Below are 17317 nucleotides of genomic sequence, written 5' to 3' on the forward strand. Positions count from 1 at the left end.
GGCGAAACAAGGATTCTGATGCGGTGGCCGGGACCAGGCCATGCCGTCGGCAGCCGTCAGTAGCTCAGGCGCAGACCAAGGCGGACCGTCCGGCCGGCGCCGGGTGCGATCCATACGCTGCTGTAGGAGCTTGCATAGTAGGTCTTGTCGAACAGGTTGTTGACGTTGAGCGTGACGCGCATGTTCTTGCTGTATTGCCAGTAGGCGAGCAGGTCGGCCAGCGTGTACGCGGGCAGCGAGAAACCGTTCTGCGCGTCGCCCGAGCGTTTGCCCACATACCGCACGCCGCCGCCGACGCCGTAACGCTGGCCGACGGGCGCCGCGTCTTCATAGACCGCCAGCACGCTGCCGCTGGTGCGGGGGATGTTGAGCAGGGGCGTGCCTGCCGCGAGCCGGCTGTCCCGGGTGATCTCGGCGTCGGTCAGGGCAAAGCTGCCGGAAACCCGCCAGTGCTTGCCCAACTGGCCGGACGCATCGAACTCGAGGCCGCGGCTGCGCGCCTCGCCGGCGGCCACCGAGTAGGACGTGTCGGCCGGGTCGGCGGTCAGCACGTTGCGCTTGCGGATCTCGAAGGCGCTCAGGGTGGCGCCGATGCGGCGGTCGTCGCTGTCGAACTTCAGGCCGGCTTCCACCGCCCGCCCGTGCTCGGGAGCGAACGCATGGCCGGCGGCGTCGCTGCCCGCGTTGGGCCGGAACGAGCGGCTGGCGTTGCCAAAGAGGGAGACATTGTTGCTGGCCAGGTAGGTGACGCCGATGCGCGGCGACACGGCGGTCTGGCGCTGGGACGTGGTGGTGCCGCGCAGGCGGTTGTCCAGCGACTGGTCGTAGGCATCGAAGCGCGCGCCCGCCAGCAGGCGCCAGCGCTCGCCAAGGCGCAACTGGTCCTGGGCGTAGAGTCCCAGGTTGGCCTGGCGCTCATAGGTGTCGGTATTGGGCAGCAGCGTCGGCGGCGTCTGGCCATAGACCGGGTTGTCGATGTCGATGGCATAGGGCGCGCTGGCGCTGGGGTTCCTGCGCAGTTGCGCCTGGGTGTTGCCGAAGCGGTAGGCGTCCACCCCCAGCAGCAGTTCGTGGCCGACCGGCCCCGTGGAAAACTTGCCCGTGACATCCGCCTGCAGAGAAACGTCGTCCGACCGGTAGTCGCGATTGCGCCGCTGGCGCGTGAGCGTGCGATTGTCCGCGCCGAGGGCGCTCGCCTCGGTCGAGTATCCGGCCAGGCTGCCGCCCCGGTAAGCCACGGAGACCCGGCCCATCCAGTTCTCGGAGAACTGATGTTCCACGCCCAGGTGGTGGGACTGGCTATCGATGCGGACATCGCCGTCGCCGGGTTCGCCGAGGAAGCGCGAGCGAGGAATGGCGCCGGGCTTTCCGTTGACGGCGACCACGCCGCGGTCCAGCGGCGTGCCGAAGCGCTGGAATTCCGCCGCGTACTGCACGATGGTATCGGCGCCCAGGATCCAGGTGAACGACGGCGCGACCAGGTAGCGCCGGCTGTTGATGAAATCGCGCGTACTGCCGTCGTGATCGGCCACGGCGATCAGCCGGCCCGCGACGGTCTCGCCAAGGGCGCCGGTGACATCGGCCGCGACCCGGTAACGATCGCGGTTTCCTGTCTCCATCTCATAGGTCTGCGCAGGCTTGAACTGCGCTTGCCTGGTGACGATATTGATGCTGCCGCCGGGCTCGCTGCTGCCGTACAGCGACGAAGTGGGGCCTTTCAGGACTTCGATCCGCTCAATGGTGGCGGCGTCCCGCGGCGCGGTGAAGCCCCGGTTCGCGGCGAAGCCGTTGACCAGGTAGCCGGAGCCGGTGTTCTCGCTGCCGGTGAAGCCACGCATGGCGTAGTTGTCCCACAGGCCGCCGAAGTTGTTCTGGCGCGAGACGCCGCTGGCATAATCGAAGGTCTGGTCGAGCCGTGTGGCACCGATATCGTCGATCAGGGCCCGCGGCAGCACGCGCACGGCTTGCGGCACCTCGCGCAGCGGCGTATCGGTGCGGGTGGCGCCGGAAGCCTCGGGCGGATGGTAATGCGCCGGCGAGGCGGTCGTCACCGAAACCTCTTGCAGCACGTGGTCATCAGGATCCGCGGCATCCGCGAAAGGCGAAAACGCCAGCATGGCAGCGGCAGCGAAAGGCGTGAGAGGCTGCGGACGCAGCATGGATCGATCCTCAGAGATGGAATGTGAGCGGCGGGCGCCGTTGCGGGGGCCCGCCTGGTTTTGGTGGCGCCGGACGGGGCAGATTCGTCCGCGCACCTTATTGAGAATGAATTTTCATTAGCATTTTAGTTATGGAACGCATGACCCGTCAACGCGAAGCTGTGCTCGGCGCGTTATCCGATGCCGCCCGGCCCCTCAGCCCGGCCGAGATCCTTGCCGCGGCCCAGGGCGGCGTGCCGTCGCTGGGGCTCTCCACGGTCTACCGCAATATCCGGGCCTTGGTGGAGGAGGGCATGCTGAGCGCGGTGGAACTGCCCGGCCAGCCGGACCGGTACGAGGTGGTAGCCGTACCGGGTACCGTGGTTCACCGGCACTATTTCCAGTGCCTGTCATGCGACCGGGTGTTCCCGCTGGAGGGCTGCCCCGGGCACCTCGACGAGATCACGCCGCCGGGCTTTGTGGTGGAGCAGCATGAGCTGACGCTGCGGGGCCGGTGCGCTGCCTGCGCCAAGGCGGCAGGCAAGCGCGCGGCGCCGGCCGCCCGCGCAGCGGCAGCACGTGGCGCCGAGGGCTGACCGGCTGGCGTGCCGGTAGCCGGCTTTCCTGCGAGCGGGTTAGTCGGCTGCCTGCGTATTGAACCCTGGAAGCTGGTCTTGCCGTGTGCAAGGAGGCAAGGACGCCGCGCGGCCCGCTTCCGTCGTTCATCTGGCTTGTCGATGGCCGGGTCGTCTTTTCTGGCGCGGCGCTGTCCACCGCATATCCTCATGCGGATAAATTCCTTCCGCTGCGGCCGGCAACCGGGCTAACGTGGCCAGCCTGGCCGCGTTTCCCGCGGCGCTTGCCGTCGCATGTCATGAATCACTCGGATCGCGTGGTCCACTGGGTTCTCAGCAGCCTGGAACTCGAGACCACCCTGTTTCACATCGGGCAGTACTGCGGCACCTGGCGTGCCTCGGTAGCCGGACGCATGCGTGCCGGTTTTCACCTGGTACTGCACGGCGCGTGCTGGCTGCATCTGCCGGGCGAGCAGCGGCGCTCCTACCTGCAAGCCGGCGATGCGGTCTTCTTCCTGCGCGATGTGCCGCACTATCTCGGGCAGCATGACGACCCCCAGGCCTGCCTGCCGGTGGCCGGCATGCAGCCGCTGGACCTGTCGGTTGCCGATGCCACCGGGCTGGCGTGCGGCTTCTTCGATTTCCGCCCCGGCCTCAGCGAAGTACTGCTGGCGCCGTTCCCCGATTACCTGGTGTTGCCGGCGGGCACGGCAGCGCTGGGCGGCACCCGTGCCTTGTTCGACCTGATCCTGGCGGAGGCGCGGCGCGGTGATGCCGAGCCCTCGCCGCTGATCGCGCGCCTGGTCGACCTGCTTTTCTTCTACGTGGTGCGGCATCTGGCCGCGCGCGAGGATGTGGCGCAGGGCCTGTGGCCGCTACTGCGCAGCGCGGAGTTTTCCGGCCTGATGCTGGCGCTGATCCAGCATCCCGAGCGGCCGTGGTCGGTCGAAACCATGGCGGAACTCGTCCATATGTCGCGTGCCACTTTCAGCAAGCGTTTTACCGAAGCCTGCGGGCAGCCGCCGGCAGCCTTCCTGCTGTTGCTGCGCATGAAGATCGCCGGCCAATTGCTGGCCGGCCGGTGCAGCATCGCGCAGGCGGCGGAGCGTGTGGGCTACCGCTCCGAGGCGGCATTCGCGCGGGCCTTCAAGAAGGCCACCGGGGCGCAACCCGGCGCGTACCGCAGGCAGGGCCAGCGGGCGCCGGCCACCGGCGCGGCCTTCGCGCCGACCTAGGTGTGCCCGCGACCACGCGCTGCCAAAGCAGACGAAACAGCAGGAAATCGCGACATTCGCGCATGGCCGCGCACGCCGGCACGCCGCACAATCGGCTGGTGTTCAACGATCCTCCGATATGCCATGAGCCGCATCCCGCTCCAGACTGCCGACACCGCACCCGAAGCCAGCCGTCCCTTCGTGGCGCGCGCACTGGCGAACAACGGCTACCTGCCGAACCTGATCGCCGCGCTGTCGAATGCACCGGCCGCGCTGGAAGCGTACCTGACCGTCTCGGAGATCAACAGCCGCAGCTCGCTGACGCTGGCTGAGCGCGAGGTGGTCCAGATTACTGCGGCGGCTACGCACGGTTGCGGCTTCTGCGTCGCGGGCCACACCGCGATCGCGCTCAAGAAGGCGAAGCTCGACACCGGTACCGTGGATGCGCTGCGCGCCCAGGCCGCCTTGCCGGAGGCCCGGCTCGAAGCACTGGCCGCCTTTACGCGTGCGGTGATCCGCGACCGGGGCGCCGTGCCGCAGGCGGAATTCTCGGCCTTTGCCGAGGCCGGCTTCAACCCGGCCCAGGCGCTCGAGGTGGTGCTTGGCGTGAGCCTTGCCACGCTCTGCAACTTTGGCAACAACCTCGCCCAGTCGCCGCTGAACCCGGAGCTGGAAGCCTACCGCTGGACCCCCGGCGCCGCATGAAGCGGAACAGGAGCGCGCAATGACGCTGGACCCAACCCTGACGCAGTGGCTCGACACCCATGCCGACGCGCTGGACGGCGGCACCGCCGACCCGGCCGGCGTACTGCCGCGGCTGGCGCAGGCCGGTTTGTTCCGGCTCGGCGTGCCGCTGGCGGCCGGTGGCGCCGGCGGCAATACCTCCGATGCCATCGAGGCCATCGCCGCGGTGGCGGGGCACTCCCAGACCGCGGCCTTCGTCTTCTGGGGCCAGCGCGTCTTCATCGAGTATCTGCTGCAGAGCCCCAACCGCGCGCTTGCCGGGCGCTGGCTGGGCGCGCTGCTGGATGGCGCGCTGGCCGGCGCCACCGGCCTGTCCAACGCCATGAAATTCCTGGGCGGCATCGAAGCGCTGCAGGTCAGCGTGCGCGACGCGGCCGGCGGGTGGAGGGTCGACGGCACCGTTCCCTGGGCCACCAACCTGCACCCGGCGGGCTTTGCGGTCGCGGTGGCGGCGGACAACCTTTCCTCCGGGCGGCCCGGCGTCTATGCGGTTCCGTCGACGTTGCCGGGGGTGACGCGCAGCGACGACCTCGACCTGATCGGCTTGCGCAGCAGCCACACCGCCTCGGTGCGCTTCGATGCGGCGGCGCTGGATGCCGGCTGGCTGCTGCACGAGGATGCGCACCAGTTCCTGCCGTGCGTGCGGCCAGCCTTCCTCGGCTTGCAGTGCGGCCTTGCCATCGGGCTCGCCCGGCGCGCAATCCTGGCGGCCCGTGGCCGTGCCGATGGGGCCCGGTCGGTGCTGGACGATGAACTCGACACGCTGTCGGCAGCGGTGGAGGCTGAAGCAAGGCGGGTGGCCGAGGGCGTGGATGGCGGCGAGTTCCTGGCCGCGCCGCGCGGACTGTTCGGCATCCGCATCCGGCTGGTGGAGCTGGCCATGGCTGCGGTACAGCTTGAACTGCAGGCGCGCGGCGGCGCGGCCTATCTGCATGCGCGCAACGGCGGCTTTGCGCGCCGCTGGCGCGAGGCTGCATTCCTGCCCATCGTCACGCCCAGCCTGGTGCAGTTGAAGACCGAACTGGCGCGCCAGGCACAGCGCGAGGCGGCATGAGCGGCGCGCTGCTCGAGGCCGAGGGCGTGTCGCTGGCATACGGCAGCGGCGCCGGCGCGCATACGGTGCTGCGCGGCGTGGACCTGCGGCTGGCGCCCGGTGAAGTGGTGTCGGTCATCGGCCCCAGCGGGGCCGGCAAGTCGAGTGTGCTGCGCCTGATGGCCGGCTTGCAACAGGCGACCAGCGGGGCAGTGCGCATCCGTGGCGAGATACTCGTGGCGCCGCATCCCCGTATTGCCGTGGCTTTCCAGGACGCGAGCCTGCTGCCGTGGCTGTCGGTGGAGCACAACGTCGGCTTTGGCCTTGGCTTCCGCCGCCAGCCCGCGATCGGACGGAGCGAACGCCAGCGCCGTGTGGCGCAAACGCTGGAAGCGGTGGGTCTGGGCCACGCGCGCCAGCTGTACCCCGCACAGCTCTCCGGCGGCATGGCGCAGCGCGTGGCCCTGGCCCGCTGCCTGGCACGCCAGCCGCAGGCCCTGCTGCTGGACGAGCCGTTCGGCGCGCTCGACGAGATCACGCGTGGCGACATGCAGGCGCTATTGCTCAGGATCGTGCGCGACTTTGGCCCGGCCACCTTGCTGATCACGCACGATATCGACGAAGCCCTGCTGCTGTCGGACCGCGTGGTGCTGCTCGGGGGCATGCCCGGCGAGCCGGCCCGCGTGACGCGCGAGTGGCGCATCGCGCTGCCGCATCCGCGCGCGTCGCTGGTGGACGCCCTTGGCGCCCTGCGCGTGGATATCGTGCGGCACCTGCGCCGGCTGCTGCGGCCGGACGAGCGCGAGGGCGGGCCTGCGCCGCAAGCACCGCAAGCCCTGCAACCGATCCCTGTTTGATTTGTTCGACCTGTTTGACCTGTGATCAAGACGAGGTAATCCATGTGCCAGGTACCGATGTCCCGGCGCGAGCTGCTCAAGCTCTCGGCGCTGTTTACCACTGGCGGCGCGCTGCCCCTGCTCAATGCCCTGAACGCGCGCGCCGCCAGCGAGCCGGATGCCCCGGTGCGCATCGGCTACCTGCCGATCACCGACGCCACGCCGCTGCTGGTGGCGCACCATCATGGCTATTTCGACCAGGAAGGCGTCAAGGCGGAGAAGCCGACCCTGCTGCGCAGCTGGGCGCAACTGGTGGAGGCTTTTATCTCCGGCCAGGTCAACGTGGTGCACCTGCTGTCGCCGATGACGGTGTGGGCGCGCTTCGGCAGCCAGGTGCCGGCCAAGGTGGTGGCCTGGAACCATGTGGGCGGGTCGGGGCTGACGGTGGCGCCTCAGGTTGCCACGCTGCGCGATCTCGGCGGCAAGACGGTGGCGATTCCGTTCTGGTATTCCATCCACAATGTGGTGCTGCAAACGCTGCTGAAGAAGGACGGCCTGGTGCCGGTGGCGAAGAAGACCGGCACCCTGGCGGCGAACGAAGTCGGCCTGGTGGTGATGGCGCCGTCCGACATGCCGCCGGCGCTGGCTGCGCGCCAGATCGAAGGCTATATCGTGGCCGAGCCGTTCAACGCGGCGGCCGAGACGCTGAAGATCGGCAAGATCCTGCGTTTCACCGGCGATGTCTGGCGCAATCACGCCTGCTGTGTGGTGTTCATGCACCAGCAGGACCTGGATCGGCGGCCGGCGTGGTCGCAGAAGGTGGTCAACGCGATCGTCAGGGCGCAGCGCTGGACGCAGGACAACCGCGCCGAGGCCGCAGCCTTGCTGTCGAAGGACGGCCCCAACCGCTACACGCCGCACACGCTCGACGCCCTGCGCAAAGTGCTGGCGCCGGACGCGGGCGACCACGGCCGCTATCTCGCCAGCGGCGCCATCCGCCACGCGGGCTGGAACGACCAGCGCATCGACTTCCAGCCGTATCCGTATCCCAGCTATACGGAAGAACTGGTGCGCCGCCTGAAGGGCACGCTGATCGAGGGCAATAGCAGTTTTCTCGCCGCGCTCGATCCGCAGCGCGCGGCGCGCGAACTGGTCGACGACCGTTTCGTGCGGCGCAGCCTGGCGCAAGTGGGTGGCCTGAAGGCGTTCGGCTTTGCCGACGGCTTCACGCGGCAGGAGGAGATCGCGGCGTGATGCGGGCACCGAGTGGCGGCAATGGCGGCAATGCGGCCCGCCTGTGGCCGGGCATCGGCGGGCTGGCGGCGCTGGTGGCGCTGTGGTGGCTGGCTACCGGAGCCGGCCAGGCCGAAGGGCTGGCGGCGCGCTTCGCGCCGTCGGCCACGCTGGCCAGCGCGGCCGGACTGCTGCGTCATCCCGACCTGTGGCTGCACCTGGGCGTCAGCCTGCGGCGCGTGCTGCTGGGGCTCGCGATTGCGCTGCTGGCGGGCGTGCCGCTGGGCCTGCTGGTGGGTGGCGTCAGGGCGGTGGACGCCGCGGTGTCGCCCGCCTTCCAGTTCCTGCGCATGATCTCGCCGCTGTCCTGGATGCCGGTGGTAGTGATGGTGCTCGGGGTGGGCGACCGCCCGGTGCTCTTCCTGTTGGCCTTTGCCGGGCTCTGGCCGATCCTGCTCAACACCGCCGCCGGCGTGCGCCAGCTCGATCCGCGCTGGATCCTGCTGGCCAGGAGCCTTGCCGCCACCCGCGCCGAGTTATTGATGCGAGTGGTGCTGCCGGGCGTGGTGGGCAGCGTGCTGACGGGGCTGCGCCTGTCGATCGGCATCGTCTGGATCGTGCTGGTGCCGGCGGAAATGCTCGGGGTCAACGCGGGCCTGGGCTATTTCATCCTCGATACGCGCGACCGGCTGGCCTACTCGGAGCTGCTGGCCACGGTGCTGGTCATCGGCCTGCTCGGCTTCGCCCTCGATACGCTGGCGCGCTGGCTGCATCGCTGGTGGGTGCCGTCGTAGGGGCGCAGCCACCAGCGCGCGATGCTAGTCGTCCAGTCTCGGCAGCATCTTGGCCGGATTCAGCAGGTTCTTCGGGTCAAGCGCGCGCTTCACCTGCCACATCAGCTCCAGCTCCACCGGCGACTTGTAGCGCTTCAGGTCGTCGCGCTTGGCCACGCCGATGCCATGCTCGGCGGAGATCGAGCCATGCTCCGCATGCGCCAGGGAATCCACTGCCTCGGAGATCCGCACATACCACTGCCCCAGGAAATCCGCCGCGCTGCGGTCCTTGGGGCGCAGCGGGTTGAAGTGCACGTTGCCGTCGCCCATATGGCCGTAGATCACCATGCGCGCCGCGGGCTCCAGCGCCAGCACCTTGGCCGAGGCGTCGCCAATAAATGCGGCGATGCGCGACAGCGGCACCGAGACGTCGCACTTGATGCTGCCGCCGGTGCGGGTCTGCGCATCCGAGATTTCCTCGCGGATCCGCCAGAAGCTCTGCGCGTCGGCCACGCTGGCGGCCACTGCCGCGTCCAGCACCAGCGCCTGTTCCAAGCCGGCTTCCAGGATCTCCATCAGCGTGGCGTTGAGGCTTTCGCTGCTGCCGCCCGACGTCAGCTCGATCAGCACCATCCAGTCGTGCCGCGCGGGCAGCGGCGAGGCCACGTCGCCCAGGTATTCGAGCACCAGTTCCAGCGCGCTCGCCGAGATCAGCTCGAATGCGGTGACCGCCTGGCCGCCATGCTGCTTGGCGACGCCCAGCAGGCGCACGGCGGCTTCCGGGCTTTGGACCGCCACGAAGGCGACCGCGCTGGCGCGCGGTTGCGGCATCAGCTTGAGCACGGCGGCCGTGATGATGCCGAGCGTGCCTTCGGAGCCGACAAACAGTTGCTTGAGGTCATAGCCGGTATTGTCCTTACGCAGGCCGCGCAGGGAGGAGTAGATGCGGCCGTCCGGCAGCACGGCTTCGATGCCCAGCACCAGGTCGCGCATATTGCCGTAGCGCAGCACCGCGGTGCCGCCGGCGTTGGTGGCCAGGTTGCCGCCGATCTGGCAGGAGCCTTCGGAACCGATGCGCAGCGGGAACAGGCGCTGCTCCTGCTCGGCGGCGGTGCGCGCGGCGTTCAGCGTGACGCCGGCCTGCACGGTCATGGTGTCGTTGATGGTGTCCACCGCCAGCACCCGGTTCATGCGGCCCAGGCTCAGCAGCACCGCGGTGCCGCTATCGTCGGGCACAGCGCCGCCCATCAGCGAAGTATTGCCGCCCTGGGGCACTACCGGCACATCATGGGCGTGGCACCAGGCCATGACCTGGCTGACCTGTTCGGTGGACGATGGCATGACAACCACCTGGGCCTTGCCGCGGTAGATGCGGCGGTAGTCCGTGACATAGGATTCGGTGTCGGCATCGCCGCTCAGGCAGGCGCCCGCGCCCACGATGGCTTGCATGGCTGCCAGCGTGGCGCTGGCAGCGGCGGTGGGGATGGTGGGGGATTCGGTCGGCATATCGGCTTGCTTTGTGATGGGTGGCGGCAATGGGCGCGCGGGCGTCAGTACGCGGCGCAAGGCCCGGTGGCGGCGGGGGCGGCGCCGGTGGCGATGAAGTCCGCCGCCAGACGGCGCGCCGCGCCGGCATAGACCAGCACATCCACGCCGGTGGCCACGAAGGTGCAGCCCAGTTCCAGGTAGCGGCGCGCCAGCTTGGGGTCGGAGGTCAGCGTACCGGCCGCCTTGCCGCTGGCGACGATGGTGCGCATGGCACCTTCGATCGCCGCCTGCACCTCGGGGTGGCCAGGGTTGCCGCGATGGCCCATCGAGGCGGCCAGGTCGGCCGGCCCGATAAAGACGCCGTCGACACCGTCGACGGCGCAGATGGCTTCCAGGTTGCCCAGGGCCTTCACGGTCTCGGCCTGCACCAGCAAGCAGATCTCGTCATCCGCCACGGCCAGGTAGTCCGCGCGGGCGCTCCATTGCGAGGCCCGGCCCACGGCGCTGCCGACGCCGCGAATGCCCTGCGGCGGATAGCGCGTGGCGGCTACCAGCGCGGCAGCCTGTTCGGCGGTATCGACCATCGGCACCAGCAGGCTCTTCGCGCCGATATCCAGCAACTGCTTGATCAGCGCGACTTCGCCCGCCACGCAGCGCACCACCGGCTGCGAGCGGTAGGGCGCGATGGCTTGCAGCGTATGCAGCGTGTCGCGCAGTTCGTTGGGTGCGTGCTCGCCGTCGACCAGCAGCCAGTCGAAGCCGGCCGTGGCCGAGACTTCGGCCAGGTAGGGCGATGCCATCGAGAGCCACAGGCCGATCTGTGGCTGGCTGGCCGCCAGCGCGGCCTTGAATGCATTTTGTGCGGGCATGGTGTTCCGGGAGATGTCGTGGGTCGGGGGCAGCGGCTCAGCCGAGCTGGCCCTGGCAAATGTATTTGGTGTGCATGTAGTCGTCCAGCCCGTGGCGCGATCCCTCGCGGCCGTAGCCGGATTCCTTGACGCCGCCGAAAGGTGCCGCCTCGGAGGCGATGGCGCCTTCATTGACGCCGACGATGCCGGTCTCCAGCGCCTGCGCCACGCGCCAGATGCGGCGCACGTCGTTGGAGTAGAAGTAGGCGGCCAGGCCGAACGGCGTATCGTTGGCGTCGCGCACCACTTCCTCCTCGTCCGTGAAGCGGAAGATGGCCGCCACCGGGCCGAAGGTTTCCTCGCAGGACAGCGCCATCTGCGGCGTGGCGTGGGTCAGCACGGTGGGCGCGTAGTAGTGCGGCCCGTCGTCCAGGCGCACCCGCTCGCCGCCGGTGACTACGCGCGCGCCCTTGGCCACGGCGTCCTCCACGTGGCGGGCGATCTTGTCCACCGCGCGGGCATTGATCATGGGGCCGATCTGCGAAGCTTCCTCGGTGGCCGGGCCGACTTGCAAGGCGGCCACCCGCAGCGCCAGGCGCGCCACGAAATGGTCGTGTACGCCGGCCTGCACGTAGACGCGGTTGGGGCAGACGCAGGTCTGGCCGCCGTTGCGGAACTTGGACGCCATCAGGCCATCGACTGCGGCATCGATATCGGCGTCGTCGAACACGATAAAGGGCGCATTGCCGCCCAGCTCCAGCGACAGCTTTTTCAGCGTGCCGGCGGATTCGCGGGCGAGGTGCTTGCCTACCGGTGTGGAACCGGTGAAGGTGATCTTGCGCACGCGGCCGTCGGCCAGCCATGCGTCGACCACGGCCGGCGTGTTGGCGCGCGAGGCGGTGACGATGTTGAGCACGCCGGCGGGCAGGCCGGCTTTCTCGGCCAGGTAGACCAGGGCCAGGGCCGTCAGCGGCGTGTCTTCCGCCGGCTTGGCCACCACCGTGCAGCCGGCGGCCAGCGCCGGCGCGATCTTGCGGGCGATCATGGCGAGCGGGAAGTTCCACGGCGTGATGGCAGCCACCACGCCCACCGGCTCCTTGAGCACCAGCATCTTGCGCCCGGGCACAGCCTCGGCCACGATCTCGCCGCTGATGCGCGTGGCTTCCTCGGCAAACCATTCCACATAGGACGCGCCGTACAGCACCTCGCCGCGGCTTTCCTGGAGCGGCTTGCCTTGTTCGGTGGAGATGATGCGGGCGAGGTCTTCCCGGTGTTCGAGGATCAGCGCGTGCCAGCGCTTGATCAACTGGGCCCGCTCGCGTGCGGTGCGGCGGCTCCAGGCGGGAAAGGCGGCATGGGCCGCGTCGGCGGCGCGGGCCGCATCCGCGGCGCCGCTGTCGGCCACGGATGCGAACACGGCGCCGGTGGCGGGATTGCTCACCTCAAGGTGCTGGCCGTCGAGGCCGTCGCACCATGCATGGCCGATGAAGTTGCGGGTGCGCAGCAGGGCGGGGTGATCGAGGGAAAGTGGCTGGATGGAGGGCATGGCGTCGCTGGGTGGGTTCGTGGGTTTGTCGTGGTCTTTGTGTTCGCTTCGCTGGCTGGCTGTTTACTCCCTCTCCTGCAAGCGGGATAGGGAATAAACAGCTTCGTCATGGCAGACGGTTTTGGCGCATCCCGGCAGCTTCGTTGCGGGCCTCGGGCCTGCTTGCTCTAGCTGACGATTCCCAGATGCCAGGGCACGAACTCGTTGTCTCCCAGTCCCAGTGCCTCGCTCTTGGTCGGCTGGCCTGAAGCGGCCTGCAGGATATGTTCGAAGATGCGCTGGCCCATTTCCTCCACGCTCAGTTCGCCGTCCAGCACCAGCCCGCAGTTGATGTCCATATCGCCTTCGAGCCGGGTGTACATCGGCGTATTGCTGGCCAGCTTGATGGTGGGCGCCGGCTTGGAGCCGAACATCGAGCCGCGCCCGGTGGTGAAGCAGATCAGGTTGGCGCCGCTGGCGATCTGGCCGGTGGCGGCCACCGGGTCGTAGCCCGGCGAATCCATGAAGACAAAGCCGGCCTGCTCTATCGGCTCCGCGTATTCGTAGACGGCTTGCAGCGGCGTGGTGCCGCCCTTCATCGCCGAGCCGAGCGACTTCTCGAAGATATTGGCAAGCCCGCCCTGCTGGTTGCCGTGGCCGACCACGCCGTTGAACTGTGCGTTCTGGCCAGCGGTGTAGCGCTCCCACCAGGCCAGGCGGTCCAGCAGTTTCTGGCCGACTTCCGGCGTCACGGCCCGGCGCGTGAGCATGTACTCCACGCCGTGGATCTCCGGGGTCTCCGACAGGATGGCGGTGCCGCCGTGGCGCACCAGGATGTCCATGGCGGCGCCCAGCGCCGGGTTGGCGCTGATGCCCGAGAAACCGTCCGAGCCGCCGCATTCCAGGCCGATCTTCAGGTGGCTGGCGGATACCGGCTGGCGCACCGCGGCATTGGCGCCGGGCAGCATCTCCTCGATGGCGCGGATGCCGGCCTGGATGGTGGCCAGCGTGCCGCCGGTGTCCTGCATCACCATGGTGCGCACGTGGCTGCCGGGCACCAGGCCTTGCGACTCCACCAGCGCCGCCACCTGGTTGCGCTCGCAGCCCAGGCCCACGATCAGCACGCCCGCCAGGTTGGGGTGGCGGGCGTAGCCGGCCAGCGTGCGCCGCAGCACGTCGAAATGCTCGCTGGGCGAGGACATGCCGCAGCCGCTGCTCTGCGCGAAGGCGGCAACGCCGTCCACGTTGGGATAGGCCGCCATGCGCTCGGGCGTGAAGTGGTCGGCGATATGCCGGATCACCGTGGCCGAGCAGTTCACCGACGACAGGATGCCGATGAAATTGCGCGTGCCGACGCGGCCGTCGGGCCGGATGAAGCCCATGAAGGTGGCGCGCTCGGCCTCGGGCACGTAGTCCACCGGCCGCACGTCCTCGCAGAAGCCAGGGTCGCGATAGAAGTCCACCAGTTCCAGATTGTGCGAGTGCACGTGATCGCCGGCCTCGATATCGCGACCGGCCACGCCGATCACGGTGTCGAACTTGCGCACCTGGGTGCCCTTGGCAATGGCGCAGGCGGCGATCTTGTGTCCGGCGGGCACCTGCGCGCGCACGCGCAGGCCTATTTCGGGGAGGCTCTGGCCGAGGCTCAGTGCATCCCGGGCGATCAGGACGTTGTCGTTGGCGTGCAGGCGGATCAGGGTAGCGGGGGCGGCGGAGTTCACGGTGCGGTCAACCTTGTTGCAGCAGTTCTTTGAGCTTGAGGCGCTGGATCAGGTGGGTTTCCTGGTCATACACGGTGCGGATGTAGCGCTTGTACTCCGGGCCGTCCAGGTACATCACGGGCGCGTCGATGCGGGCCGCGACCTGCTGGAATTCCTTGCTGGCCACGGCTTGCCGGAAGGCGTCGCGCAGCGTCTTCTCTACGGCGGGATCGAGCCCGGCCGGCGCGCCGATGCCATTGGGCGCTTCCACTACCACGTTGAAGCCCAGTTCCTTGAGCGTCGGCGTGTCCTTGAAGCGGGGCGTGCGCTGCTCGCCCCAGGTTGCCAGCAGCCGCAGCTTGCCGGCTTCCACATGGGGCGCCCAGGAACTGGAGTCGGCCAGCAGGTCGACCTGCCCGGCCAGCACGTCCTGCAAGGCCTGCGCGCCGCCCTTGTAGGCAATCGCATTGAAGCGGATGCCGGCGACCTGCGCGAACTCTTCCATGCCCACATGGGTGGCGCCGCCGATGCCGGCGTGCGCGTAGGTGAGCTTGCCAGGGTTGGCCTTGGCCTCGGCGATCACATCCTTCAGCGATTTGAAGCGCGAGCCCGCCGGGACGGCGATGCCGAAGGTCTGGCCGGAAGTGCGGGCCAGGTAGGTAAGGTCGGTGCGCGGATCCAGTTGCAGCATGCCCAGCTGCGAGAAGCGGGTCACCGAAATCGGGATCTGTCCGATAGTGTAGCCGTCGGGCTTGGCGCGGGAGAGCGCCTTGGCGCCGATCATGCCCGACGCGCCGGCGCGGTTGTCCACCACGATAGACTGCTTGAGCACGCCGGAGGCCACCTGGCAGAGGGTGCGCATCGACTGGTCCGCGGTGCCGCCGACCGGCCACGGGCAGATAAAGGTGATCGGGCGTGCCGGATACTCGGCGGCGCGGGCCAGGCCCGGCAGCAGCAGGCCGGCGCCGCCGGCGGTGGCTGCAGCGGCACCGCCGATGAGCAGGCGGCGGCGCCCGGGATTGAAACCGTGGGGTGCGGTCATGTGTCGTCCTCGCAGGGTCGTTGTTATCAGTGTCGTGGGCCGAAGCGCATGGCAGGCAATGTATCGGCGTCCAGCGCGCCTGCCGTGCCTCTCGTGCCCGTCGGTCAGGCTGGATTGTGCGGGCAGGCTTCATAACAATCCAATCAATGATCGGAATAGCTTCATAAGCTGAAAGTTAAGTAAAATACGGCATGGCCCAGATCGACCGCGCGCTGCGCTCCAATATCAAGCTGCGCCACCTCCAACTGGTGGTGGCGCTGGACGAATTCCGCCATCTCGGCCATACCGCCGAGTTCCTCTCCGTCAGCCAGCCCGCCGTCTCCAAAATGCTGACCGAGGTGGAGAAAACGCTGGGCCTGACGCTCTTCACACGCTCCACGCGCGGTACCGAGCCCACCCCGGCGGGCGCGTCGCTGGTGCGCTTCGCCCGTTCCGTACTGGCGCAATACGAACGCACGCGCGACGAGATCGCGGCGGAGGCCAGCGGTGCTGCCGGGCGCACCCGGGTGGGATCGATGGGCGCGGCCCTGCCAGTGCTGCTGGCGCAGGCCGTGGGGTTGCTCAAGCAGCGCTCGGCGCAGGCCACGGTGCTGGTGGAGGAGGGCGATTTGCCGCACCTGCTGCCCAAGCTGAGGCTCAGCGAGCTGGATCTGATCGTAGCCAGGCTGGAGCCAGGCTACGCCGCGCCCGATCTGGTGACCGAGCCGCTCTATAACGAGCCCATGGTGGCGGTGGTGCGCAGCGGTCACCCGCTGGCGCGCAAGCGCAAACCTGGCTGGCTGGATCTTGCCGGCCTGCCCTGCGTGGTGCCGCCGCCGTGGGCGTCGTTGCGGGTGAAGATCGAGCAGGAGTTCTACCGCCAAGGGCTGCAGCCGCCTGCCGACCTGATCGAGTCGTCGTCCTATCTTGCGATTGCCACCTTCGTCGGCCAGCTCGATGCCGTGGGCTTCCTGGCCAGGTCGGTGGCGCAGCAGTTCGAGCGGGAAGGGCGCGTCCATCGACTGCCCCTGGATTTGCCGCTGGAGCTGCCGCCGGTTGGCTTGATCACGCTGCGGGAGGGGCGGCCTACGCCCAGCAGCATGCAACTGGTCGAGTGCCTGCGCGTGGCCGCCGGCCAGTTTGCCGTGCAGCAGGAGACTGCGCCGCAAAAAGCCGCGGGCAAGGTCGCGCGTCGGCAGCGCAAGCCAGCGGCCAACTAAGCGACTTCGAGTGCAAGCGGTTCGTAGCATGGCGTGACGGTGGCGACTGGAACGAACGGGCGATTCTCTTCCGCCACCCCGCGGCGAGAGCATTCAAGACAAAAGAATCACGGACGCCCTTGCGTAAGGTACAGTCCCGCCTTTCCATAAAAACGGAGCCCATGGTGGACAACAAGCCCAGCGCCAGCTACAAAGGTTTTGACATTTACCCGCTGATCTACCCGCACGTCGGTGAACGGATCGGCACGCAACCCCGGCGCGACCGCAGCTTCAATGCTTCCGTGGTGATTTGCCGCGAAGGGGAGAAGCCGGGGACAGAGCAATCCCGTGTATTTCCTTCGTCGACCAAGCCTTGGGAAAACATCGGTGCCGCGCGTCGTGCCATGCTGTCGTTTGCCCAGGAAATCATCGACGGCACTGTGCCGGGCCAGGCTCTCGACCTGTAGTCGCAGTCGCTGGCCGCGCAAGACGGCCCGCAGCACCCGTGCCGGGCAAGCTGCGTCTCATGTGCTTCTGACGCCCCAAGATAATAATTTTCAAGAAGGGCTTGCCACGGCAGCGCAGGTCCTTTAGTATTCGCCCCCTCGCAACACGACACCGCTGCAAAGCAGACGGGGCAAGGGTTGCGGGGTTAGCAGAATAGGCAAGCGGAGCAAAAAGCAAAGCGAACCGAAGCAAAATGAAACTTGCGAAAAACTGTTGATTAAAACAAGATTAAGCTTCATAATCTCGTTTCTCTGCTGCAGACAACGCAGCGACGCGGTAAGCAAAGCGAACCGCGGCCAGTTCTTTAACAAACAAACAACCGATAAGTGTGGGCGCTTGATAGCGGATGCGGAAGACTTCGGTCTTTTAGCTTACAAGTTATAAAGTGCTCGCACAGTAAAACATGTTGGTTATGTCTTCGGACGTAGCCAGTCAGTTTTCTGAGAGTGAGCGACCGCTCGAAAGAGCGAGATTCTTCGGAAT

At 68.1% G+C, this 17317-nt stretch carries 15 protein-coding genes; 9 read left to right on the forward strand and 6 right to left on the reverse strand.

What is annotated here, in order from left to right; genetic code table 11:
• Positions 1-56: 56 nt before the first annotated feature.
• Complete coding sequence (locus AC3FOF_RS39405; protein WP_488729703.1) at positions 57-2159, reverse strand: TonB-dependent siderophore receptor; 2103 nt, start codon at positions 2157-2159, stop codon at positions 57-59.
• Positions 2160-2299: 140 nt separating this feature from the next.
• On the opposite strand from AC3FOF_RS39405, the gene AC3FOF_RS39410 reads away from it, so the two are divergent.
• From AC3FOF_RS39410 to AC3FOF_RS39440, 7 genes are all read left to right on the forward strand, one after another.
• On the forward strand, positions 2300-2734 hold the full coding sequence (locus AC3FOF_RS39410) for a Fur family transcriptional regulator (protein WP_488729704.1): 435 nt from the start codon (positions 2300-2302) through the stop codon (positions 2732-2734).
• A 278-nt stretch (positions 2735-3012) separates the two neighbouring features.
• Positions 3013-3948 (forward strand): cupin domain-containing protein, encoded by a 936-nt coding sequence (locus AC3FOF_RS39415; RefSeq protein ID WP_488729705.1) that lies wholly within the window; start codon positions 3013-3015, stop codon positions 3946-3948.
• A 123-nt stretch (positions 3949-4071) separates the two neighbouring features.
• Positions 4072-4632, forward strand: coding sequence for a carboxymuconolactone decarboxylase family protein (locus tag AC3FOF_RS39420; protein ID WP_488729706.1), 561 nt, complete (start codon positions 4072-4074; stop codon positions 4630-4632).
• A gap of 19 nt (positions 4633-4651) precedes the next feature.
• Complete coding sequence (locus tag AC3FOF_RS39425) at positions 4652-5725, forward strand: acyl-CoA dehydrogenase (protein ID WP_488729707.1); 1074 nt, start codon at positions 4652-4654, stop codon at positions 5723-5725.
• Positions 5722-6561, forward strand: a complete 840-nt coding sequence (locus tag AC3FOF_RS39430) for an ABC transporter ATP-binding protein (RefSeq protein ID WP_276264226.1) — start codon at positions 5722-5724, stop codon at positions 6559-6561. Before AC3FOF_RS39425 ends, AC3FOF_RS39430 begins: the two co-directional genes overlap by 4 nt.
• Positions 6562-6603: 42 nt before the next feature.
• Entirely contained in the window at positions 6604-7794 is a 1191-nt protein-coding gene (locus AC3FOF_RS39435; RefSeq protein ID WP_276264225.1) for an ABC transporter substrate-binding protein, read from the forward strand.
• Positions 7794-8567 carry an ABC transporter permease gene (locus AC3FOF_RS39440; protein WP_276264240.1) on the forward strand — a complete coding sequence of 258 codons (774 nt, stop codon included), beginning with the start codon at positions 7794-7796 and terminating at the stop codon, positions 8565-8567. Before AC3FOF_RS39435 ends, AC3FOF_RS39440 begins: the two co-directional genes overlap by 1 nt.
• 24 nt (positions 8568-8591) lie before the next feature.
• Here AC3FOF_RS39440 and AC3FOF_RS39445 read toward each other — a convergent pair whose 3' ends face one another.
• The 5 genes from AC3FOF_RS39445 to AC3FOF_RS39465 all read right to left on the reverse strand — a co-directional run bounded on the left by AC3FOF_RS39445 (position 8592) and on the right by AC3FOF_RS39465 (position 15149).
• Positions 8592-10052 carry an FAD-binding oxidoreductase gene (locus AC3FOF_RS39445; RefSeq protein WP_488729708.1) on the reverse strand — a complete coding sequence of 487 codons (1461 nt, stop codon included), beginning with the start codon at positions 10050-10052 and terminating at the stop codon, positions 8592-8594.
• Between the two features lie 44 nt (positions 10053-10096).
• On the reverse strand, positions 10097-10903 hold the full coding sequence (gene hpaI, locus AC3FOF_RS39450; RefSeq protein ID WP_017226899.1) for a 4-hydroxy-2-oxoheptanedioate aldolase: 807 nt from the start codon (positions 10901-10903) through the stop codon (positions 10097-10099).
• 37 nt (positions 10904-10940) lie between these two features.
• Positions 10941-12428 carry an NAD-dependent succinate-semialdehyde dehydrogenase gene (locus AC3FOF_RS39455; RefSeq protein WP_276268364.1) on the reverse strand — a complete coding sequence of 496 codons (1488 nt, stop codon included), beginning with the start codon at positions 12426-12428 and terminating at the stop codon, positions 10941-10943.
• A 167-nt stretch (positions 12429-12595) separates the two neighbouring features.
• Complete coding sequence (locus AC3FOF_RS39460) at positions 12596-14128, reverse strand: UxaA family hydrolase (RefSeq protein ID WP_276268365.1); 1533 nt, start codon at positions 14126-14128, stop codon at positions 12596-12598.
• Between the two features lie 7 nt (positions 14129-14135).
• Positions 14136-15149 (reverse strand): tripartite tricarboxylate transporter substrate binding protein, encoded by a 1014-nt coding sequence (locus AC3FOF_RS39465; protein ID WP_276268366.1) that lies wholly within the window; start codon positions 15147-15149, stop codon positions 14136-14138.
• Between the two features lie 191 nt (positions 15150-15340).
• On the opposite strand from AC3FOF_RS39465, the gene AC3FOF_RS39470 reads away from it, so the two are divergent.
• Together AC3FOF_RS39470 and AC3FOF_RS39475 are read left to right on the forward strand one after the other, a co-directional pair.
• Complete coding sequence (locus tag AC3FOF_RS39470) at positions 15341-16348, forward strand: LysR substrate-binding domain-containing protein (protein ID WP_488729709.1); 1008 nt, start codon at positions 15341-15343, stop codon at positions 16346-16348.
• Between the two features lie 164 nt (positions 16349-16512).
• Complete coding sequence (locus tag AC3FOF_RS39475) at positions 16513-16794, forward strand: hypothetical protein (RefSeq protein WP_035811687.1); 282 nt, start codon at positions 16513-16515, stop codon at positions 16792-16794.
• Positions 16795-17317 lie beyond the last annotated feature (523 nt).

It is taken from the genome of Cupriavidus sp. 96C5-1 (genome assembly GCF_057798855.1).